The following is a 23,639-nucleotide window of genomic DNA, read 5'->3' as shown; positions in this document are numbered from 1 at the left end:
TAAGCAATTGAGATGCCGTTAAATAACGGCATCTCGTTTATATCATCTCTGTAGTCTAATGCTGTGAGGCATAATATGAGTGATCCCCAACAAGGTCTCAGCGCAAATACTGGCGATTGGCCCAAGGCTCTATTTTATACAGCCCTAATTTTTTCTATTTTTCAAATCATCACTGCCGCTTTTCATCCCGTCTCGACTCAAGTACTGCGTGCCACCCATGTGGGCTTTTTACTGTTAGTGGTTTTTTTAAGTTATCCCGCTAGAGGAAAATCTCAGCCTTGGCAGCCACTCGCTTGGCTACTCGGTCTAGCTGGTATGGCCACAGCGGCTTATCAGTGGTATTTCGAAGCCGACTTAATTCAACGTTCAGGCGATCTGACCGATGCGGATATAGTGATAGGTATCACTTTGATCGTATTAGTGTTTGAAGCAGCGCGCCGAGTCATGGGCTGGGCGCTACCGATCATCTGTAGCATCTTTTTGATGTATGGCTTATTTGGCCAGTATTTACCCGGTGACTTAATGCACCGCGGCTATGGATTCGATCAGATCATCAATCAATTAGCCTTCGGTACCGAAGGGCTATACGGCACACCAACCTATGTATCGGCGACGTATATATTCCTGTTTATTCTCTTCGGCTCCTTTTTAGAACAAGCCGGAATGATCCGTTTATTTACCGACTTTGCCATGGGATTATTTGGCCACAAGCTCGGCGGTCCTGCAAAAGTTGCAGTAGTGTCATCGGCATTGATGGGGACGATTACAGGATCAGGTGTTGCCAACGTGGTCACAACTGGCCAATTTACCATTCCACTCATGAAACGATTCGGTTATCGCCCAGCCTTCGCCGGCGGGGTAGAGGCAACATCGAGTATGGGCAGCCAAATCATGCCGCCAATCATGGGCGCGGTGGCTTTTATCATGGCCGAAACCATTAACGTCCCCTTTATCGAAATAGCCAAAGCGGCATTGATCCCTGCGCTACTTTATTTCTGCTCCGTATTTTGGATGGTGCATTTAGAAGCCAAACGCGCCAATCTCTGTGGCCTGCCTAAAGATCAGTGCCCGAATCCATGGGCGGCAATTAAAGAGCGTTGGTATCTCCTTATCCCTTTGTTTATTTTAGTCTACTTGCTGTTTTCGGGTAGAACGCCGCTGTTCTCAGGCATGGTAGGACTCGCCCTCACATCGATAGTAATTTTAGGCTCAGCCATAGTACTGCGGCTTTCCTCAATGGCAATGCGCATTGCCTTTTGGATTGCCCTTGGCATCCTTTGCGCTGGCTTCTTCCAACTCGGGATCGGGGTCGTATTTGGGGTTATCGCCTTATTAGTCGCCATTTGTTGGTTTATTAAAGGTGGCAGAGATACTCTCACCATCTGCTTGCATGCACTGGTAGAAGGCGCCCGTCATGCAGTGCCTGTGGGTATCGCCTGCGCTTTAGTCGGTGTGATTATCGGCATAGTGTCACTGACAGGAATTGCCTCGACCTTCGCGAGCTACATTCTCGCCGTTGGCCAAGATAACTTGTTCTTATCACTCGTGTTAACTATGGTCACTTGCCTAGTACTCGGCATGGGGATCCCCACAATCCCTAACTACATTATTACTAGCTCGATTGCCGCTCCCGCATTACTCGACCTCGGTGTGCCACTGATTGTGTCGCATATGTTTGTATTTTATTTCGGCATCATGGCCGATCTCACGCCTCCCGTTGCCTTAGCCTGTTTTGCCGCAGCGCCAATAGCTAAAGAATCAGGCCTTAAGATCAGCCTTTGGGCAATCCGTATCGCCATTGCAGGTTTTGTGATCCCCTTTATGGCGGTTTACGATCCCGCTTTGATGCTTCAAGGTGATAGCTGGTTAGCCACTGGGTTTGTCTTGCTAAAAGCGACTGTGGGTATTGGTATTTGGGGCGTCATCTTTACCGGATATCTATTACAAAAACTCTACTGGTGGGAACGCGTTATCGGCTTCCTTGCAGGTGCGAGCTTAATTCTTGCTACGCCGTTGAGTGATGAAATTGGCTTTGGGCTCGCGCTGCTATTTATCGTGCAACACAGCTGGCGAGCACGCAAACTCAAACGTCTTGCAGAGCAAGGATAAGCTCTTGAGATTATTGGTTGTTAATCAGCCATTGAAGGTAAACAGATGCTAGGCCTGTGTTTAGGCCTAGCGGGCACGCTGTGGGCCCAAGTGCCCACAGACAACTTCACCTTGGCATGGAACCACAGCATAGAAAAAATTCGCTGGGAGGAAGACTATAACGTCACGCCACAAGGATTAGTGTTGGTCGAAGCAAGAGTGAAAGGTACGGGTGCAGGAATGGAAATCCCAGATGATGCCTATCTTAAAAATGGCAGCTGGCATTATCAGCCCAAGCTGCCCATTTTGCCTGTGTTGCGCTTAGGTCGCACGCCCGAAGCAGGGGATTTTGAACTTTGCTTCACTCAAATCTCAGGAAAAGTGCAATGCCAAGCCATGAGTCATTGGATTGGCTTACCCAACAAACAAACAGCCGCGGTTGAACTTTGGGGTTGCGGCTCTTTGCCTTAAGCGCGTTTATCCATATATTTACGCTCAATTTCTATTAGGCGCCGATTAAAATCCTCAAGGTGTGCAAACATTTCGGCCTCAGCTTTTGCCCCATCTTTTGCGATAACCGCTTCGACAATGACATCATGCAAACCTAAAGGATGAATTTCATCAGTCGGTGGCTGAAACTTAGTCGTTTGATTACTTAATAAAACCAACAAGGATTTTACGATCGCTTCTAAAAAGCGATTTCCAGACATTTCAGCAAGCAAATAATGTACTTGAGATCGCAATATGACAGTTTCGGGATAGGCCAATGAGTCACTTTCATGACTATTCGCCTCTTGCAAAGCTTTAGCTTGCTCTGGAGTGCAATTTTTAGCAGCCATTCTAGCCACTTGCGGCTCAATCAGCATGCGTGCTTGACACAGTTCAGGAAGGGAAAGTTTCCCCATTAGAAATAAATCTTGGCAAGCATCACTTAAACGTTCAAAGGTTAAGTGCTTAACAAATGCGCCACCTGTTGCACCTTGGCGAATCTCCACTAATCCACCCGCTTCGAGGCTTTTGATCGCCTCTCTCACCACAGTGCGGCTAACTTGAAATAATTCTATTAATTCGCGCTCAGAGGGTAATTTATCGCCAGCCTTATATTCGCCATCTAAAATAGCATTTTTCAGTTGCTGCCCGACTTCACTCGATGCTCTTATCTGCTTAATTGGCTTGAAGATATGCACTTGATTATCCCAAATATGCTTAGTGTCGCCATACTAGCATAAAACCGCATTAACGCAGAAAAAGTACTCTCATCTTTCCTACATTAGTGATTAAAAAACATTCATCTTTGTTGATCCAAGTAACATCTGTGCGAATTTCGTAACTAGTTTCTCATATTCATCCTAACTTCGTTGTCGACATTAGTCATACGTCATACATTTAACCTAAGAATGTTAAACATAATTTCTTTAACTAGCTCAGACAATTCTGATCAGGGCTTACTAATAATAGGGAAGATGATGATGAAAAAATCTTATTTATCTTTGCTTGTGCTATCTACGCTAGCGATTCCTGCTACGGCTGATACCAGCATTGATCAAATGTTTAGCCAAGGTACGTTAAAAGGGGAATTACGCTTATTCGATTTTACCCGTGACTTTGATAATACGACGAACACTAAACACGATACGTCATTTGGCGGACTGTTTTATTACAATACCGCAAAAGTGAATGGCCTTAGTTTTGGGACCAGCTTCGCATCTGCAAATCCCATTTGGACCAATGATTCAGATGATGTCTACGGCCTAGTTGCTCGCGATGCCGCTGGCGACCATGACAACGTCAACCGTTTACAGGAGTATTTTGTCCAAGGTAATTGGTGGGATACTCAATTCAAATTAGGTGCACAAGAACTGCGCACACCAATGATGAATCCCCATGACATTCGTGCGATCCCACGAACTTTTCGCGGCTTTTCAGCAGAAAATAAGAGTGTTGACAATCTAACGTTATCAGCACTCTATATTACAGATTCCATGGGGTGGTCTGATAATAACTTCGTATCCGTAAAAGAGGCGGTACAAAGCGAATTAGCAAGAGCGGGTATTGTGGCAGATGTTGCCGATAACCCAGTTTATGCCCTAGGTGCTAAATATCAATTGCCCTTTAAGACAGTCCAAACTGAAGCCCATCTTTGGCACTACAGCATGGAAGATGTTTTCAATCAAACCTATGCCAAAGTGAAATTAGCCGCTGATGTTGGTCCAACGAATTTGTACTTAACACCTTCCTATTTAACTCAACAGGCAATAGGTGATGAAACCGGCGGCCCACTCGATACCTATCAATATGGCTTCCATCTTGGCGCCAAATTGGCGGGGGCAGATCTCACTTATATGTACGCCAAAACCGGGGATGACACAGTGCTGACCCCATGGGGCGATGAAAAAGTGGTCATTCAACAGGTATATCAATCTGCACGGGCGAATGAAGAGGTCAACGCGTTAAAGCTGGCCTATGACTTTGAAAAATTAGGGGTGAGTGGATTAGAAGCCTATGCCTTTTATGGGCAGTACGATGTGCCAGAGGGGACTGCGTCAGATTTTAATGAAACAAACTTTTCAATCGCCTATAAATTTTCAGGCATGTTATCGGGCCTAGGTCTTAAGGCGCGTTATGCCATGGTCGATTTTGATCAAGCCGAAGATCTTGACGATCTGCGTTTATATGTCACTTATAAATTTGCCTTAGGTAAATAGTTCATCCGTTTTAACTCCCCTGCACCAAAACTTATATGGGTGTATCAGCCTTGTTGGATACACCCGGTTTTTACACTGCAAAATGCTCAATCCATTTAAATGTTGCGGTGAATGCGTTGACTTAATTATTGAGATCAAAAATGGAAAAATAATTTCTTAATTATTCCAGCCATGGCTATTTCATGTGTCTTATTTATCGGATGCGGAAATAACGATGACTCTAACGCCTCATTACCACAATTAACTCCCGTAAACCTAGAACACTAAATATATGTAGTGAAATAGCTTAACAACACATATTTTATTTTGATCACTGTATTTAAGAAATACATCTTCCTCAAAAAATTCACTGCATTATTTAATAAAGAAAGTCCTACATTAGCTTGTTTCAAAAAGAATAATCATATTAACAGCTCAAAACTCCAGCATTTTGTGAAGCACTGCAAAGATGTAATTAATACCTCTTTTGGTTTATTGTCATATGTCATACATTTAAACGTATGTTGTTAATGAATGAGAATTTAATCACTTTCACACAACTGCACTTCTAGTTTTTAAAGCAAACAAATCACATGCGGTTATGGCCAGATCCATTGTCGTTGCTAACGATGTCATATCGACCTTAGCAATGAGGACCCAAGGAGTATCAAAATGAGTAAAGAGCATTCACAGAAACCGAAAGAAATCGATCAATACACTGCTAGCGTGCTTCAGAATGGTATATCTCGAAGAAGTTTCCTAACTCGAGCTGCAGTGGGAAGTGGTGGCTTAGCCTTTGCAAGTCTTGGTATTGCTTCAGCGAGTGCTGCACCCCTTCAAGTTGGCACTGAATATGGCGAAATTGGCGGCGCAACGCTCAATTTTCTACCTAAGCCAAAACCTATTGCTGATAAAGATATTGCAACAACCCAAACCTTTGATGTTGTCGTCGTCGGTGCTGGAGCTTCTGGTGTGCCTGCGGCTCTATCAGCCAGAGAAAGTGGTGCAACCGTTGCGTGTTTACAAAAGCAAGCCATCCCAGTCTCTCAAGGAAACACTGGTTCAGGGATTGACCTGAAAAACAGTGATAAATCAGCAATTGAAGCTTTAGTTAGCCGTTTAATGGCGGATAACGCGCACCGTTCACATCCCGGTCTTCTTAAGCAATGGGCTTACAATTCAGGTGAAGCTGTCACTTGGGTTATCGATAGAGTGAAACAAGGTGGCGGCCAGATTGTTGACCAAGGAACTAAAGTGCAGCACGGTATTCGCGGAATTGCTGATACTGATGACCGTTTAAATTTTATCACTTCTTTCTGCGGCCCTAAACCCTACACCACGGGTGATGCTATGCGCGCATTAGCTAAAACAGCAGAAAAAGCAGGCGTTAAGTTTTTCTTTAATACTCCTGCACAACAATTAATCCAGGATGAGTCAGGAAAAGTCATCGGCGTCATTGCTCAAACTCGTGATGGTAAATACCACAAATACATGGCGAAGAAAGGTGTCATTCTGTCCTCTGGCGACTATCAAAATAACAAAGCCATGTGTGACTTCTTCATCCCCGAACTGAAAAACTTTGAACGTAAACAAATGGATCGTACCGGTGACGGTTTTGCTATGGCCTATTGGGCTGGCGGCGTTATCGAACCTGTTGGACATACCAAAATGTTGCACGACTTCGATGCCGGCCCGGCTTCCATGTGTGACATGCCATTCTTAGCGGTAAACCGTAAAGGTGAGCGCTTTGTGAATGAGAAGGTTGAGATGTCTCTAATGAATAACTACTTGAAAGATGAGCAGAATGCGGGGCATTACTCACAAGTATTTGATTCTGACTATATGACGCAAGCGAAGGATTGGCCTGGCCACCTCTATTCTCCTGAAGAGCTTAAAGTTTACATGCCTGAAGTTCCTGGTGAGAAAACAGGAGTATTTCCCTCTTTGATCAACACCCATTCAGCTAACACATTAGAAGAATTGGCGGTGAAGTTAGAGTGTGATCCAAAAACCTTTGTTGCCAGCGTTAACCGTTATAACGAGCTGTGCAAAAAAGGTAAAGATGAGGACTTCGGTAAACCTAAAAGCAAAATGGTACCAGTGCTCAAACCACCGTTTTACGGTATTCACCGTCGTATGCGTATTTCTACTTTATGTTCAGGAATTCTCGTTAACGACAACCACCAAGTACTTGATGCCGATGGTAAGGAAATTCCAGGTTTATTCATTGTTGGTAACTTAGGCGCAGGTTTCTATGGTGGCGTTGACTACCCATTAACGGTATTTGGCTTGTCTTTAGGTCGCTGCTACACCTTCGGCTATTTAGCGGGCAAATATGTAGCAAAACTATAGAACACATAGTCATCAATAATGGATGCCTCACATTTTGGCATCCTGTGAAATGAATAATGGGATCAAACAATGAAAAACTTAACAATTATATTGGCTATTATTTTGGGTATTTTCGCTGGCAGCGCGTTCGCTAAAGAGAGTACTTTACTCGATCAAACTCATATGGCGAAAGGGCTTAAATGTGCAAGCTGCCATGGTGCAGAAGAACGACAAGCCGTCCCTATGCTCAAGTGTGTACAATGCCACAACACTAAGAAATTAGCGGAAAAAACGGCGGATGTAAAACCAACCAATCCCCATAAAAATCGCCACTTCGACACCGAAACTGATTGCAGTAAGTGCCACCATGTACACAAAAAATCTGAAAACTATTGTGTCAGTTGCCATCAACCATTTAATTTTGTAACTCCATAAGCTGATGACACTAAGCTTAAAAAGCTAAAAAACAAAAAACCACCATTAAAGGTGGTTTTTTGTTCGAATAAAGCACTGTAATCAAATATAAATTAAGTATTACTAAGATCTGCAGGCTTGGATCATTATTCCGACGACTGATAAAAACAATATCCATGCTTTCCTTGGTGTTTCACGCGATACATGGCGGCATCCGCGCGATCACAACTCTCGGCAAAACTATCACCATAGCCAAATATATCAATACCGATACTCAGGCCTACCTCTACTTCACAACCTTCTAGCAGGAATTTATCTCGATAAACATCGAGCAATGATTGTGCGAGCGCCCCTAAAGATTCACGATCAAATGACGGCAGTAATATCACAAACTCGTCACCCCCTAACCGTGCGATCTGCGCAAATTCACCTGCATGAGATACCAAAGTATGCGCAACGTGCATCAACAGGCTGTCACCAAACTTATGGCCGTGACGGTCATTTAACGCTTTAAAACCATCAAGGTCGATAAAAAATAACGCACCGTGAATACCTGATTGCGAGGATTCATCGAATACTTTGGCAATAGCTTGGCGATTCATTAAGTTGGTGAGTGGATCACTGTGAGCTAAACGGGCTAAATCTATTTCGTAGCGCTTTTCTTGAGTAATATCAATATGGCTGCCCATCATTCGCAGTGGTGTTCCATCAGCTAAGCGCTCGACAATACGCCCACGATCGGACACCCAGGTTATGCTGCCATCTTTGTGTAGCATTCTGTGAACTGCTTGATAGTAATCGGCTTGACCATTCACATGATCTTCAAAGGCTTTTATCACCCATTCTTTATCTTCGGGGTGTAACTTACTTTTCCAGATATCAACATGGGCAGCAAACTCTTCAGGACTAAACCCGAGCATTTCGCCCCAGCGCATGTTAAATATGGTTAAATTTCCGCTTGGAATATGCTGTTCCCATAGACATAAACCATTACCATCGAGGGCCGCAAAGAGTTTTTCTTCGGCACGATAATTCAACGCTGCTAAATGAGCGTTTTCACTTTTTAGCTGAGCGATCTCAGCCTGAAGTTGCGCAATTAACTCTGCTGCAGTATCCGAAGCCACGACAAATCTCTTTCCATTAAGTGGGAAAATTGAGTCCAGTGTAAATCACCCAATGCCGAAGAAACATAGCGAGGAGTGCAAAATGAGCCAGAATCATATTGGCTCAATTGAGCTTACACAGACTCTCGCAGTCCTGTCACGCTTAGTCGCGAGTCAGCACTTCGAGCAATTCGATCTCAAAGGTGAGATCAGAATTTGGTTTGATATGTGCCCCCACTTGACGCTCGCCATAGGCTAAGTGAGCTGGGACTAACAACTTACGTTTGCCACCCACTTTCATCCCCATAATACCTTGATCCCAGCCTTTAATGACTCGGCCAGTACCAATTACACATTGAAACGCCTGACCACGATCATAGGATGAATCGAATTGGGTGCCATCCTGCAAAAATCCCCGATATTGGGTGGTGATCAGTGCGCCTTTTACCGCTTCTTTTCCTTCGCCCACTTGCAGATCGATTACTTCTAATTCAGTCATATCTTCATTCTCTTTTCTTGTTCGCACTTAGGGCGTGATATTCAACTTTGCGCAGGATTTTATCACCGACGAGCGGGCTTGTCGGCGCAATCTAAACATTTCTGCAGCTCGGTTCACTGCTTAATCCTTAATAATAAGGTCATCATGGGCGATAACATCATCACTCGCCCTTTAAATTACTGTCGGTTAGCCCAATATATAAGTCGTATAAACGTTTTATTTTGGAGCTTTGCCATGATTATTGCCTGCCCCCATTGCGATACGTTAAACCGCGTTCCCGATGAGCGTTTAAACCAACAACCCACTTGCGGTAAATGTAAGCTCAGTGTCTTTACGGCTGCGCCAATTGAACTCAATAGCACAAACTTTGCCAACCATGCCAATAAATCAGAGCTTCCCCTTGTCGTCGACTTTTGGGCCAGCTGGTGTGGGCCCTGTAAAAGTTTTGCGCCCATATTTTCTGCAGCAGCTAAGACATGGGAACCTCAATTTCGCTTCGGTAAAATCAATACTGAAGAACAGCAAGCCCTCGCGGCTCAATTTAACATTCGATCTATTCCAACCTTAATGATTTTTAAACAAGGCCACATACTCGCCCAGCAAGCCGGAGCTTTGCCCTCCTCAGCGTTAAACCAATGGTTAAATGCCTATAAATAAGAGGATTGAGCTAAGATACAAACGCTCAGCCGAGCTAATTTGTAAAGGTAACGAAAATTGAAAAAAGCAATGTTCTTACTGGGCGCAGTGCTCTTGCTAGTGGTGACAGGATGGGGTTTACAACAATATCTCACAATTGATACTTGTCTCGACAAGGGAGGGACTTGGAACGATGAAACTCAGCAATGCATTCGCCCATTCGAGCAAGGGATAGCCTTTACTCGCAGTGATCATAATTCTGCCGAGCCGCAGACAGCTTATGTTTATCTTTCAGAGAATTTACAGCAAGCAGAAGTGTTTTTTGCCATGACAGATAAGCCTATTATTTTACAAGCCGTTACTGTCACTGAAGGCGATACCGCTCCCGTATTATATAAAAATGACATTGAACAGATTGATATCATCAACGTAAAAGAAATCTTTTATCTACGTTATCAACATCAAGCAATTTATAGCGCAAATACTTTTAGTCGCAACTTAACCTCAAATTAAGTGCAAAACATAAGCATAGAGTAAGCTTCGAAACACTAAGCCCAAAAACTCGGTACGACGACTCTGCTAGGAAAAATGCGTATCCGCCCTATGCTCTTCATAAGGCGAATACTATTATAGCGGCAACGTTGAAACACAAAGTTGCCATGAACTATATCAGTGTTAAATATCCCAGAAGGTATGGGCGATAATACCCAAGACTATCATACTGATAAAGTTGATGATCATACCCACTCGCACCATTTCCGATTGCTTGATATGGCCAGAACCATAAACGATAGCATTGGGCGGTGTCGCCACCGGCAGCATAAAGGCGCAAGAAGCTGCAATACCAATCAGTACAGATAACATTACAGGCGATATGCCTAATGCCTCAGCAATCGCAGCAAATACAGGCACTAACAGTGCAGCACTGGCGGTGTTACTGGCAAATTCAGTCAACATCACCACAAAAGCAATCACAGCAAAGACGAACAACGACATGTGAGTGCTACCGAAAATATCTGTCATCCAGTGAGCTAAAAATACGCTGGTGCCAGTCGTTTTTAGTACTGCGCTCAGTGTTAAACCGCCACCAAACAATATGAGTACGCCCCAATCTGTGGTCGATTCAATTTTCTTCCAGCCGACCAAACCTAAGCCCGAGAGTAAAACGACGGCCCCTAAGGCGACTATGGTATCAAACTGAGTGATGCCACCTAATGCCTTGGCTAACGGCACACTGAAAATCCAGCAACATACGGTAGTCAGGAAGATAAGCAGAGTAAATTTCCCCTGAAATGTCAGCTTCTGAGCTTCAACATTAACATCGAATTTGGCAGAAAGATCAGGCTTAAAATACCAATACAAGGCAATCAACATCATAGGTAGCATGAGGATAACGGTTGGAATACCAAACTTCAGCCAATCACTAAAACTTAAGCCCACTTGAGCCGCAGCAATCGCATTCGGTGGGCTACCCACTAAAGTACCAATACCGCCGATGTTGGCTGAATAGGCAATACCGAGCAGAAGGAATACATAGGTGCTGTGGTATTTTTCGCGGTCGAGCTGCTGCAAAATCCCCAGTGCCAATGGCAACATCATCGCCGTGGTCGCGGTATTGCTGATCCACATTGAGAGCAGCGCAGTTACTCCAAACAGCATCAAACAGGCAATACTGAGTTTGCCCTTAGAGGCTAGCAGCAGCTTTTGCGCTATGAGGGTATCAATCTTTTGATGGTGCAAGGCCGCAGCCAATACGAAACCCCCAAAGAATAAGTAAATGATGGGATTGGCAAAGTTACTCATCGCCTCCTTGGTTTCAAACACCCCAAAGAATACGGCGAGTATAGGAACGAGAATCGCAGTGATACTGATGTGAATCGCTTCGGTCAGCCAAAGAATCGCGGCAAAGAACAAAATGGCCAGCCCAGTATTCACCCCTTGCTCGAAAGGTAAACCGTAATAAAGTGCAAATAACAGCACAATATCAGCCACTAGGATCAGCATTTTTTTCTTATCGAGCCCCTCACTGACAGGAGCTTTATTAGGTGGAGCAGTACTTGAATCTGTTAAAGACATGGTTACAACCTTAATACCATTTTATTTTGACGCAAATTTAGGGCATAGATCACACTTGGCAAAGCGGTTTATTTTGTAATTTTATCACTTGGCAACAACATTTATTGCTGAGCTAGCACGCACAAACAGCCGATTAGCGACAATAATCACCAAATTCTGATCGACACCTTTGTTTTAAAATTTCAAACGGACAAAGATCGAACAAAACCTTGCCCACGTTGTAATTTAATTAATGTTTAAAACTGAGATATAGATCACGCCACACTTTCTACCAAGGTGATAATCAACTAATTAATCATACCTTCTGATCATTGGTAGGATTAGGTATTATTCCCCAAATTTGGCACTAAATTGAATGTGTAGCGCTAAATCGAATCTAGATATCGTTGAATGTGCACTAAAACTGCGACGCAGTGAACAGCAAGCGAACAACACAAACGTATTGCAACAAAGCAACATAGAAAACCCAATATCTACATGAATAGTAAACACAAATATTATTCACCACCACAGTCAATCTAACTCACTTTACCCTGTTAGCGATCCAGCCTAAAGTCGCGACCGCAACCCCGCCCGCTGTATATTATTTGTCTGTTTTCGGAACCGCCCGTGGAAAAAATTGCCTTAACTCAGTCGGCTCAAAAACCCAGCCTTTTCGTCCCCGTAGCAGGGTTAAGTTTGTTTGCTTTGGCATCAGGCTACTTGATGAGCTTAATCCCACTGTCGCTCACTTTTTTCGAACTCAGCACCTCACTTGCTCCATTACTGGCCAGTATTTTTTATTTAGGTTTATTACTGGGGGCGCCTTGTATTGCTCCTGTTGTTGCCCGTATCGGCCACAGTAAAGCCTTTATCCTTTTTTTGAATATCCTTCTTTGCAGCGTTGTCGCTATGATATTAATCCCCAAAAGTGGAGTCTGGTTAGCCTCTCGACTTATAGCGGGATTTGCGGTTGCAGGGATTTTTGTGGTTGTTGAATCATGGCTATTAATGGCCGATACCCAAAAGCAACGCGCTAAGCGGCTTGGACTTTATATGACAGCGCTTTATGGAGGCACTGCCTTAGGACAATTAGCCATTGATTATTTAGGTACAAAGGGCAATCTACCTTACCTAGTGATCATGGGATTATTAGCCGCGGCAAGTTTACCCGCGCTACTGGTAAAACGCGGTCAACCTCAGGTAAGCGAACAACAATCAATGTCATTGTCTGCGCTAAAAAACCTAAGTCAGCCTGCCATTATGGGATGTTTAGTCTCTGGATTATTGCTTGGCCCTATCTATGGTTTACTTCCCATCTATGTGGCACTGGATATGGGGCTTGATCAGCAAACAGGACAATTTATGGCCCTCATCATTGTAGGTGGCATGCTGGTACAACCTTTAGTCAGTTATTTATCTCCTCGAGTTAACAAAAGTGGCTTGATAGTAAGCTTTTGCCTACTGGGTGTCGCAGCATTATTACTGCTCACTCAGCATTCAAATATGACGCTGATTATTGGATTTATCTTGCTTGGCGCCAGCGCTTTTGCCCTTTACCCGATTGCAATCAGCTTAGCTTGTGACGACTTGCCTGCTAGCCAAATTGTTTCAGCGACTCAAGTGATGCTGCTGAGCTATTCGGTGGGGTCAGTAATAGGCCCATTAGTTGCCAGCAGTTTTGGCCAAACGGAGTTCGGCTTACTCATTTATTTAGGCATATGCTGTATTCTGAGCAGTATTTACATTTTTGCTCAATTACTTATTAACACTAAGCCAAGTTTTTCCTCGCCTTAACAAGTCCCATAAAATACATTGCACTGCGACTCAATAATCAGCCACTTAATGAACGATATGCTCATCGAGTGGCTCAAATAGAAAACATCTGCGGTCAAATCAATACAAAACGAACAGCAAAATGATCCACAAAGGTCATAACGTTAAAAATCAGTACGCTCAGTTTTAACATTCAGACAGGGCAGTTGCTTATCCTCCCTAAGTCGCGATAATGCAGCTTACTTAAACACCTGTGCTGACTGTTTTTCCTGAGATTTCACTATGCGCCTCGATAAATTCCTCTGTAAAAGCACAGATCTTGATCGCAAAGCCGCAAGTGTCGCCATTCTTAGCGGCTCAATCACAGTCAATGGCGCTATCGTGACAGACTGCGCAATGCAAGTGCATGAAAATAATACTGTCAGCCTTAATGGAAAGCCGCTAGCGCCACGCCCATCTCGCTATATCATGTTGCACAAACCTGCTAATACCTTGTGCTCAAATGTGGATGGTGCCTACCCTTCGCTATTTCATCTGCTCGATATCGAACGTGCATTTGACCTGCACATCGTTGGCCGCCTAGATGCTGATACCACAGGCTTAGTGCTACTGACTGACGATGGCCGCTGGTCGTTTAATATTATCTCGCCTCAATATCAGTGTGAAAAAGTCTATCGTATCCAACTGCGAGATCCACTCGACAGCGAAGCGACTGCAGCCATAGCCGCAAAGTTTGACGCTGGGCTAAATCTACAGGGCGAAACCGCCCTCACTCTGCCAGCAACACTGCAGCAAGTGGATGAAAAAACCGTGCTACTCACACTCACCGAAGGCAAGTTTCATCAAGTCAAAAGGATGTTTGCCGCCGTGGGCAATAAAGTGGTTGCCCTACACAGGGCGCAAATTGGCGCAGTGACCTTAGATATCGATGTAGGGAAATGGCGCAACTTAACCTTGGCGGAGATAAGCTCCTTCCCATCCTAATCAATTAACAAGGCTGAAGCCGACAGGCCGCCTACGTTTATCGACGTTAAAAAAGCAAACAAATACTGATAGGTTTGCAAATCAATCCCATAAAAAATCCCAGTGTTAGCAACAACACTGGGATGTTTATTTGTTTGATACTGCTTAGCGGAATATGAATCGACTAAGAACAGCAATCGTTGCGGCGAACCCAGCTTCTTGGGATCTTCTCAAAAACCACTTTTGCCATGAGTAACGCCAGCAATATGCCAGAGGTTGCCACTAACCATTGAGGTAACATTTGGTGCTCTTCACCAATTTGTGGCATCACCACAAAACCAAAGGTATTAACCAGATAATTGACCAACATACCGGCCACTAAGGCCACGCCAATCACACCGCCAAGGTAGCCCCACAGCGCACGTTTACCTAGCTCTTTAGCCACTATGCCTAAAGTCGCGATATTGGTTGCCGGACCTGCCATCATAAACACGAGTACAGCACCCGGTGACACTCCCGCCAATAATAATCCAGCGGCAATCGGTGTCGATGCGGTCGCGCAAATATACATAGGCACAGAAACGAGCACCATCACTAGCATAGCCAGAATGCCATCGCCCCATTTAGCTAAAAAGTCAGCCGGCACATAGGTTTGTACCAGAGCTGCGAAAAATAAGCCCACCAGCAGCCACAGCGTAGTATCACGCACTAAATCCGTTGCCGCATATTTAAGGCCAATTCCGATACGACTGAGTACCGATTGCGACTTAAACTCAGTCGCCATATCTTGAGTAGACGCACAGCAGCTATCGCCTGCAGTGTTAGTACTCACCTGCTCTGCATCCTTAGCACTGCCACCACAGCAAGCGCCTTTTTTCACCACCACTATTTTTTCAGGCTCTGTGGTTTGGCTGCCACAACATGACCCCACGCTTTCTGCTTTAGCAGCGTTAACCTTAACCACAGAACCCATAGTTTGAGCAGATCCCATGGTTTGACTGCCAACAGCCATAACACTTGAAGGACCTGCCATCAAGCTCTGCGCCGCCATAGGCGTCATTTTGATCTTCGGCTTTGGCTCGGCTGCAGGTGCATCAACATTGTCATTACCACAGCAGGAAGACTTTACGGGCGTTATCGTAGGCGTAGTCGATGAGCAGCAGCTTTTAACCGCTTCGGCTTTTACCATCTCTGGCTGAGCCACTGATTTTGAAGCGCAGCAAGACGCCTCACCCTCTAATGGCTTATCTGATTGAGTATTTACCTTAACCACTGACTTGCCATCGTCATCATCGCGACCAACGAGTAAGCCAGCCACAATCGCACTGGTAATCGCTGCAATCGGTCTGACGATCGCCATAAAGGGGCCGAGTAACACGTAGGAAACGGCGATGGAATCGACGCCCGTTTCAGGGGTTGAGACTAAAAAGGAGGTGGTGGCCGCTTTAGATGCACCAGAGCGACGCAGCCCAACTGCTGCGGGAATAACGCCACAAGAACACAAAGGTAAAGGTGCGCCAAGCAGCGCCGCTTTCACTACGGTTTTAAAACCGTGACCACCGAGCTGCTTTTGCATCCACGCCATTGGCACGAATACTTTTAATAGCCCAGCTAAAATCAGGCCCAGTAATAACCAAGGCGCCGAGTCTAAAAACAGATCAATAAAATTCTTCAATAACATAATTAATTCCCTGACTCTTCATAAATGGCTTTGCCGTGATTATTCTGGTGCGCTTGGTACTGATTTACATTATGAGAGTGATGCTCAACGCGTACCCGCTCAGTGCTGGACTCCAACGCCTCTAAAATAGAGCAATGTTCGGCGCTACGTGGCCCACCACAGCAAGCATCAGACAAGCTTTGTAAACTCGCTTGAAAATGATTCAGCTCAGCAATTTTGGCCTGTACTTGAGCCAATTTACAATCAACCATGCCTTTTACATCGGCACAGACTCGGTTAGATTTATCGAGTTCAATTGACAGCAATTCACTGATTTCATTGAGGGTAAAACCCACAGCTTTCGCCCGTAAAATAAAGCGTAATCGCGCAGCATCGGCCTCGGTATATACTCGATAGCCAGACTCAGTACGGCTCGACGGCGCGAGTAGGCCGTGCTTCTCGTAGAATCTTAACGTGTCGGCTTTCACCTCACATAAATCCGCCAATTCACCAATACGATACATGTCTTCATCCTTTGCGAAATAGTCCGCAACTCAGGGATCATTTCCAGCATACAACTCAATAATGCAAGTATAAACCTTGGAGCCTACTCCAAGGTCAAGAGGTAATTTTAACTTTACTGAAAGCCAACACGGCAATGCCGCTTTGTTCTGATATGAATATTGTGAAATCACGCAGAAAAAACACCCGTAAATCGAGTTTTACGCTAGAATACGCGCGCTGTGACGAAGGGATAAAAAGTTAGCTAATAAAGTAAAAATAGGACCAAGGGACTTTTGGAAAGCAGTACAGCGTTAAGGCTGTTCTGTTTTCCGAAAGATCCTTGAAACTAAAATAACTGGACCCTGTACCCAAATGACTGCTGCAAATAATGCCAGACCCATTCGTCGCGCGCTGTTAAGCGTTTCAGATAAAACCGGAATTCTCGAGTTCGCCAAAGCACTTCACGCCCAAGGTGTAGAATTGTTATCAACTGGCGGCACCGCTCGCCTGTTAGCGGATAACGGCGTGCCTGTTATCGAAGTATCTGATTACACAGGACACCCTGAGATCATGGACGGTCGCGTTAAGACGCTGCACCCTAAAGTGCACGGCGGCATTTTGGCGCGCCGCGGTCTTGATGAAAGCGTGATGGCCGATAACAATATCAATGCCATCGATCTAGTTGCGGTTAACCTTTATCCCTTCGCTGAAACTGTGGCTAAAGCCGGTTGTACCTTAGAAGACGCTATCGAAAATATCGATATTGGCGGTCCAACTATGGTGCGCGCTGCGGCGAAAAACCATAAAGATGTGACTATCGTGGTGAATGCGGCCGATTACTCACGCGTACTTGCAGAAATGACGGCTAACAATGGCAGCACGACCCATGCGACGCGTTTCGACTTAGCGATTGCAGCCTTTGAGCACACTGCGGGTTACGATGGCATGATCGCCAACTACTTCGGTACTATGGTTCCTGCACACAGCACGGACGAATGCTTTGCTGATTCTAAGTTCCCACGCACGTTCAACACCCAATTAGTGAAGAAACAAGACTTACGCTATGGCGAAAACAGCCATCAAGCAGCGGCTTTCTATGTTGACACTAAAATTGATGAAGCTTCTGTGGCTACCGCGATTCAGTTGCAAGGCAAAGCCTTGTCTTACAACAATATTGCCGATACCGACGCCGCCCTTGAGTGCGTAAAAGAATTCTTGGAACCCGCCTGTGTTATCGTTAAACACGCTAACCCTTGTGGTGTGGCCTTAGGTAAAGACTTACTCGATGCCTATAACCGCGCTTATCAAACTGACCCAACCTCAGCCTTCGGTGGCATTATCGCCTTCAACGGCGAATTAGATGCTGCCACCGCAAGCGCTATCGTTGAGCGTCAATTCGTTGAAGTGATTATCGCCCCAAGCGTCAGCCAAGCGGCGCGCGATGTGGTTGCGAAAAAGACCAACGTGCGTTTATTGGAATGTGGTCAGTGGAACACTAAGACCCAAACCTTAGACTACAAACGTGTTAACGGCGGCTTACTAGTGCAAGATCGCGACCAAGGCATGGTCGGTTTAGAAGACATCAAAGTGGTCTCTAAACGTCAACCAACTGCAAGCGAACTGAAAGACTTAATGTTCTGCTGGAAAGTGGCGAAATTCGTTAAATCTAACGCCATTGTTTATGCCAAAGACGGCATGACTATCGGTGTCGGCGCAGGCCAAATGAGCCGCGTTTACAGCGCGAAAATCGCTGGCATCAAGGCCGCCGATGAAGGCTTAGAAGTGGTGAACTCTGTAATGGCATCCGATGCTTTCTTCCCCTTCCGTGACGGTATCGATGCCGCAGCGGCTGCGGGCATTAGCTGCATCATCCAACCGGGTGGCTCAATGCGCGATGCTGAAATCATCGCAGCAGCAGACGAGCACGGCATGGCCATGGTGATGACAGGCATGCGCCACTTCCGTCATTGATAACAACTTAAATCAAACTTGGCCCTAGCGATTAGGGCCTTTTCCTTTGCGATGTGTGGGAGTTTTAACCATGAAAGTGTTAATCATTGGTGGCGGCGGCCGCGAACATGCCCTAGCTTGGAAAGCCGCTCAATCGGCTCAAGTTGTTACCGTTTATGTAGCACCCGGTAATGCGGGCACAGCCCTAGAACCTAATGTTGAAAATCTGGCGATCAGCGCCACCGACATCCCTGCTCTGCTCGATTTTGCGAAAACTAATAAGATTGAACTGACCATAGTCGGCCCAGAAGCACCACTCGTTATCGGTGTCGTCGATGCCTTCAACGCCGCAGGTTTAGCGATTTTTGGCCCAACTAAAGCCGCAGCCCAACTCGAAGGTTCAAAAGCCTTCACTAAAGACTTTTTAGCCCGCCACAATATTCCTACGGCGGGTTATAAAAACTGCACTGAAATCAGCGATGCCAAAGCTTTCGTGCGTGAATTAACGGCCACAACGGGTTATCCAGTGGTTATCAAAGCCGACGGTTTAGCCGCCGGAAAAGGCGTGATCATCGCCCAAAACCAAGCCGAAGCCGATGCCGCAATTGATGACATGCTCGCCGGTAACAAGTTTGGCGAAGCGGGTTCGCGCGTAGTGATTGAAGAGTTTCTCAAGGGCGAAGAAGCCAGCTTTATCGTGATGGTCGATGGTAAGAATATTCTACCAATGGCCACCAGCCAAGATCATAAAGCCCGTGATAACGGCGATTACGGCCCAAATACTGGCGGCATGGGCGCTTACTCGCCAGCACCTGTGGTAACCCAAGCGGTACACGATTGGACTGTGGCAAACGTGATTCGCCCGACGGTTGATGGAATGGCGGCAGAAGGCAATATCTATACAGGTTTCCTGTATGCGGGCTTGATGATATCACCCGATGGCAGCGCCAAAGTGCTCGAGTACAACTGCCGCTTTGGCGATCCAGAAACTCAGCCCATCATGATGCGGTTAAAGTCTGACTTAGTGGAACTCTGTTTAGCCGCCACCCGTGGCGAGTTAGATAAAGTGACCGCTGAATACGACGAGCGCGCAGCCGTGGGTGTGGTATTGGCTGCTGGCGGTTACCCAGATGAATATCGCAAATTTGATGTGATTGACGGTCTCAGCCTTGGCGATAACAATGGCAAAGTGTTCCATGCGGGCACTGAGATGAAAAACGGCCACGTCGTTACCAACGGCGGTCGCGTATTGTGTGCGACGGCACTGGGTAACACCGTCACCGAAGCGCAAAAAGCCGCCTATAAATTGGTTGATGAAATTCACTGGGATGATGTGTATTTCCGTACCGATATTGGTTATCGCGCAATCGCACGTGAACAGTAAGATTAATTAATATCTCTATTAAAAAACCGGCAAGAAGCCGGTTTTTTTGTGCCTGTTTTTTGACAAGCGTCAAATATAACGTCATGATTTTCAATAAAATTATATAATTAATTCTATTGAAAACAGGAGCAACAAGATACAATGTCAACCAAATGTTAAATACACAAAGATCAAGGACTCCCCATGAGGATTAGACTACTTTATGCCTCCATTGCCATACTGCTTAGCGGATGCGGTGGCGGCTCAGAAGATGCTGGCACGACAACACCACCCACTCAGCCGCCAGTCCGACCTCCCGCGCTGGTACAATACACCGCCAGCAGCCTATCGGTAATAGGTGGCGCACTGAGTCCAAGCAGCCAAAAAGTGGAGTCTGGCAAAAGCGCTATTTTTAGCATTACTGCCGATACCGGCTTTACGCTTGAGGGCATTACTGGCTGTGGTGGCACGCTCAATGTGCTGACTTACACCACTACGGCCATGACGGCCGATTGCACTATCACGCCGACATTTATCAGTAATGCCGAAAATGCCATTAAACACCAAGACCACAGGCTTGCCAGTGCGAGTGAGTTAATTGATTTCAGCATCGCCGAACTCGCTAATATCGACATCAAACGTAAAGCCCAGATAAATCAGCTATATCAAGGTGTCGGTAGCAGCATCTCTTGGCATCCAACCCATGACTCAATTACCTTTTCGAGCTTTATGCCGGAGAACACTTTTACTGTCTTGCCATCAAATGTCGATGGCAGTGGGGCAAGCGCCGTTCGTGGGTTAGTGATGGCGGGCGAGCAACAGGGGCAAAGATATGCGGCCATGGGAGGAAATCTATTTTCTGTCAACACTTCGGCGCAAACTGATACTTTATTGAAAAACCTTTTAGGCTGGCTGACCAAAGGCGCCGATAAAACCGACGGCCTCAGCATAGTGACCGCCCAAATGCCGAGCAAGGCTGACAGTTGGTACTTTCCCCATAATGAAGGGATCCGCACTTGGCTTACAAACAACTACCCCGCAGCCCATAGCATTAATACAGCAAATACCTGTGACTACAGCGAGTTAAGCAACTGTATCAACACACTGAAACCGGATCTGATTATCATTAGTGACATAGACCGTCAGTCACTCGGTTTTGCAGGCATAAAAGCCGCTATCGCTAAGGCCAAAGCGGCAGGAATTCCCTTGTTGCTCTCTAACTACTGGCGTAATGAAAGCCCAATACTGTCGCCACTTTATCTTGAGATGGGGCTTTCTACCTCTGGCAATTACTGGTCAAAACTCAATACCAATAACCTCAGTGTGACCGACATTTTGCACGAAGACACCGCCCTGGCCAAGGTGAATAATTTGCTCGGCAAGCTTAACGAAGGCCGCTTCGACACCTCTGTACTCAACGACTGTGGCGGTAATTACTTGAGCTGTAATACTGCCGCCTTTGTTGACTCATTCAAGGCGGGTGCCGATTGGTATCGAGCCAATGCTGAAACCTTAGATAACCATGCTATCGATGTGTTTACCAAAGCAGACTTCCCCTTGATGAAGGCCGGACTGCTGCTCGCCGATAAGTATCGCAGCGAGATTGACTACCCCATAGCCTACAGCGAATACGCCCAGTGGCAGCAGGCCCTATTTGCCGATTGGACCGTCAGCTATGCCCGTAGCCATAACTTAGCCCAGCCAGATTTAGGTGAATATGTTACCGACAGAGCTAACCTCAGCAAGGGCAGCAATGCACACTACGCTTATCCTGCGACTGTCACTGAACGTAAAACCATTAGCGTGCCCTATGCAGGCCAATGGACGACCACAGGCTGGTATGCGCTGCCAGGACAAACCATTAAACTGACTCGTCTCGATAGCAGCGCTGCAAATGTGGAGATCAAACTCAACTACCACAGACGTAATACTAACCGTGCCTATGAGCAGAAAATCTACCGCGGTCCATTGGAGTTGGCGCAGCAACGCCTACGCTTAGCTCAAGGACAAAGTCTCGAATTTTCTTCCCCCTACGGTGGGCCGATTTATCTGTATATCAGTGGTGATACTTCGAGTGCTGATAGCGGCGCGTTAAGTGTCGAAGTCAGCGCTGAGCATGTGGCTAAACATCCGACCATTATGGATTTTTCAAACCCTGCAGAAATAGCAGCCTTTAACGATCGCATCCAAAATACCGAATTACCCCATGTGGACTTGCGTACCGATGGTGCCGAGCAGCATCTGCGTCGCGACCGCTTTTTAAACGCCATCGGCGGGGATGTGCCCGATGTAAACGCGCTACTCAAAAGTATTGTCGATGACCATATCAACAGCGTTTACACCCTTGCGGGACTTAAGATCCAAGGCAAGAGCTTAAGTGAATCCTTACCCGCCGATGTGCTAGCGGCTTGCAAAGGACTGTTTGGCGACGACTGTATCGATAATAGTCTGCATACCCGCACTATCATTCAACACGCGAATTATGACCAAAATGCCCAGTGCGGTGGAGGTTGTAGCGGTAATCCTTGGGACGCAGCATGGAATATCGACCCAACGGGTTGGGGTGATAACCATGAGTTAGGCCACAATCTGCAAACTAACCGTCTCAATGTGCAATATGCTGCGGCAAGTGATAATGAAAACTGGGCAGGTTATGGCAGCCGCGCAGGGGAAAACTCCAACAATATCTTCCCCTATGTGGTGAAGTGGAAAACCCATTATCTGCGCGACGGCAATACAGGCACAGTGACCGATGGTCACATGAACCACAAGGATCTTTTTTATGTGTTTATGTCCGATGCCGCAGGTACAACAGACACCAGTGGTAAACGCGTAGTGTTTGACGCCAATTGTAAGGTGCTCGATGCTGGTGAAGACAGGTACACTGCGCCTTGGGCCAGCAATGCTTATGCAGTGCATAACGGTTATCGCATGGCGTTTTACATCCAAATGGCGCTTAAGGCTCACGGCATGACGCTCAGTGACGGCACCACTCTGAACAATGGCTTTAATCTCTTTACCTTGCTGTATCAACACAGTCGTATTTTCGGTAAATATGCGAATAACGCCAGTGATTGGGAAGCGAATCGCAGCAAACTGGGCTTTGGCCAATTTTCGTTTGAAGGCAATAGTGTCTACGGTGGCAAAACGGTGAAAGATATTCCGGGCAACGACTTTATGCTGGTGTCTTTGAGTAAACTCACAGGCAAAGATTGGCGCAACCACTTTGATATGTTGGGTCTGCGCTACTCAAGCCTTGCGGCCGCACAAACAGCCGCCAATGCCACATCAGGGGCTATCCCCATGGGCATGTATGAGTTAGAAACCGACTTGCCACCCGCCAATATGAGCCAAGGTTTAACCTTTGTGCCCCTGTCACTCACTGATGGCACTACACAGTGGAAAGGAGTGGGTTCGCCAACCCAGTGTGCTAAACCTTAATTGCACTAATAAATCTTAATCGCGCTAAGATACTAACGCTATTCATAAACCTCGCTCTGGCCTGTCTCTTGATCACATCTTTTGCTCAAGAGACAAGGCTAGCTGGTAACCTTCAAGGATGGTTTGCAGTTTAAACCATCCTTGCCATAACCTTTCCCAGCCCACAATTCCG

18 protein-coding genes are annotated in these 23,639 nt (G+C 46.0%); 12 read left to right on the top strand and 6 right to left on the bottom strand.

What is annotated here, in order from left to right; all coding sequences use genetic code 11:
• The first annotated feature begins 75 nt into the window (after positions 1-75).
• On the top strand, positions 76-2,109 hold the full coding sequence (locus KO531_RS09350; protein ID WP_131524216.1) for a TRAP transporter permease: 2,034 nt from the start codon (positions 76-78) through the stop codon (positions 2,107-2,109).
• Positions 2,110-2,154: 45 nt separating this feature from the next.
• Positions 2,155-2,559, top strand: a complete 405-nt coding sequence (locus tag KO531_RS09345; RefSeq protein ID WP_219250991.1) for a DUF1850 domain-containing protein — start codon at positions 2,155-2,157, stop codon at positions 2,557-2,559.
• Here the strand turns inward: KO531_RS09345 and KO531_RS09340 are convergent.
• The gene (locus KO531_RS09340) at positions 2,556-3,275 is read right to left on the bottom strand and encodes a FadR/GntR family transcriptional regulator (RefSeq protein WP_113939236.1); all 720 of its coding nucleotides are present in this window, start codon (positions 3,273-3,275) and stop codon (positions 2,556-2,558) included. The two genes, KO531_RS09345 and KO531_RS09340, sit on opposite strands and share 4 nt — an antisense overlap.
• 279 nt (positions 3,276-3,554) lie before the next feature.
• Between KO531_RS09340 and KO531_RS09335 the strand changes: the two genes are divergently transcribed.
• The 3 genes from KO531_RS09335 (at position 3,555) to KO531_RS09325 (ending at position 7,538) form a co-directional block, all read left to right on the top strand.
• Positions 3,555-4,793, top strand: a complete 1,239-nt coding sequence (locus tag KO531_RS09335; RefSeq protein ID WP_219250990.1) for an OprD family outer membrane porin — start codon at positions 3,555-3,557, stop codon at positions 4,791-4,793.
• A 651-nt stretch (positions 4,794-5,444) separates the two neighbouring features.
• A complete protein-coding gene (locus tag KO531_RS09330) occupies positions 5,445-7,124 on the top strand; it encodes an FAD-binding protein (protein WP_219250989.1) in 1,680 nt (559 codons plus the stop codon).
• Positions 7,125-7,193: 69 nt separating this feature from the next.
• Complete coding sequence (locus KO531_RS09325; protein WP_105250378.1) at positions 7,194-7,538, top strand: cytochrome c3 family protein; 345 nt, start codon at positions 7,194-7,196, stop codon at positions 7,536-7,538.
• Positions 7,539-7,663: 125 nt separating this feature from the next.
• On the opposite strand, the gene KO531_RS09320 is transcribed toward KO531_RS09325, so the two are convergent.
• Together KO531_RS09320 and KO531_RS09315 are read right to left on the bottom strand one after the other, a co-directional pair.
• Complete coding sequence (locus tag KO531_RS09320) at positions 7,664-8,641, bottom strand: sensor domain-containing diguanylate cyclase (RefSeq protein ID WP_219250988.1); 978 nt, start codon at positions 8,639-8,641, stop codon at positions 7,664-7,666.
• A gap of 142 nt (positions 8,642-8,783) precedes the next feature.
• Positions 8,784-9,119, bottom strand: a complete 336-nt coding sequence (locus tag KO531_RS09315) for an FKBP-type peptidyl-prolyl cis-trans isomerase (protein WP_011845636.1) — start codon at positions 9,117-9,119, stop codon at positions 8,784-8,786.
• A 234-nt stretch (positions 9,120-9,353) separates the two neighbouring features.
• Here KO531_RS09315 and trxC point away from each other — a divergent pair, with 234 nt between their 5' ends.
• Entirely contained in the window at positions 9,354-9,776 is a 423-nt protein-coding gene (gene trxC, locus KO531_RS09310; protein ID WP_219250987.1) for a thioredoxin TrxC, read from the top strand.
• Positions 9,777-9,833: 57 nt separating this feature from the next.
• On the top strand, positions 9,834-10,268 hold the full coding sequence (locus KO531_RS09305) for a hypothetical protein (protein ID WP_219250986.1): 435 nt from the start codon (positions 9,834-9,836) through the stop codon (positions 10,266-10,268).
• A 162-nt stretch (positions 10,269-10,430) separates the two neighbouring features.
• On the opposite strand, the gene KO531_RS09300 is transcribed toward KO531_RS09305, so the two are convergent.
• Positions 10,431-11,831, bottom strand: coding sequence for a DASS family sodium-coupled anion symporter (locus KO531_RS09300; protein ID WP_168827785.1), 1,401 nt, complete (start codon positions 11,829-11,831; stop codon positions 10,431-10,433).
• Positions 11,832-12,440: 609 nt separating this feature from the next.
• Here KO531_RS09300 and KO531_RS09295 point away from each other — a divergent pair.
• Together KO531_RS09295 and KO531_RS09290 are read left to right on the top strand one after the other, a co-directional pair.
• On the top strand, positions 12,441-13,607 hold the full coding sequence (locus KO531_RS09295) for an MFS transporter (protein ID WP_219250985.1): 1,167 nt from the start codon (positions 12,441-12,443) through the stop codon (positions 13,605-13,607).
• A 261-nt stretch (positions 13,608-13,868) separates the two neighbouring features.
• Entirely contained in the window at positions 13,869-14,570 is a 702-nt protein-coding gene (locus tag KO531_RS09290) for a pseudouridine synthase (protein ID WP_219250984.1), read from the top strand.
• A gap of 163 nt (positions 14,571-14,733) precedes the next feature.
• Here KO531_RS09290 and KO531_RS09285 read toward each other — a convergent pair whose 3' ends face one another.
• The gene (locus KO531_RS09285; protein WP_219250983.1) at positions 14,734-16,230 is read right to left on the bottom strand and encodes a permease; all 1,497 of its coding nucleotides are present in this window, start codon (positions 16,228-16,230) and stop codon (positions 14,734-14,736) included.
• 2 nt (positions 16,231-16,232) lie between these two features.
• Positions 16,233-16,733 (bottom strand): Zn(2+)-responsive transcriptional regulator, encoded by a 501-nt coding sequence (gene zntR, locus KO531_RS09280; RefSeq protein WP_113939245.1) that lies wholly within the window; start codon positions 16,731-16,733, stop codon positions 16,233-16,235.
• 352 nt (positions 16,734-17,085) lie between these two features.
• On the opposite strand from zntR, the gene purH reads away from it, so the two are divergent.
• The 3 genes from purH to KO531_RS09265 all read left to right on the top strand — a co-directional run bounded on the left by purH (position 17,086) and on the right by KO531_RS09265 (position 23,467).
• Positions 17,086-18,684: a bifunctional phosphoribosylaminoimidazolecarboxamide formyltransferase/IMP cyclohydrolase gene (gene purH / locus KO531_RS09275; protein WP_012090362.1), complete on the top strand. Its 1,599-nt coding sequence runs from the start codon at positions 17,086-17,088 to the stop codon at positions 18,682-18,684.
• Positions 18,685-18,754: 70 nt separating this feature from the next.
• Complete coding sequence (gene purD / locus KO531_RS09270; protein WP_131524201.1) at positions 18,755-20,047, top strand: phosphoribosylamine--glycine ligase; 1,293 nt, start codon at positions 18,755-18,757, stop codon at positions 20,045-20,047.
• A 183-nt stretch (positions 20,048-20,230) separates the two neighbouring features.
• The gene (locus KO531_RS09265) at positions 20,231-23,467 is read left to right on the top strand and encodes an ImpA family metalloprotease (RefSeq protein ID WP_219250982.1); all 3,237 of its coding nucleotides are present in this window, start codon (positions 20,231-20,233) and stop codon (positions 23,465-23,467) included.
• Positions 23,468-23,639: the final 172 nt, after the last annotated feature.

The organism is Shewanella sp. NKUCC06_TVS (genome assembly GCF_019345515.1).
GTDB classification, from domain to species: Bacteria; Pseudomonadota; Gammaproteobacteria; order Enterobacterales; family Shewanellaceae; genus Shewanella; species Shewanella oncorhynchi.
Note: the sequence above shows the minus strand (reverse complement) of the source record. Positions and strands in the feature narration are given on the sequence as shown.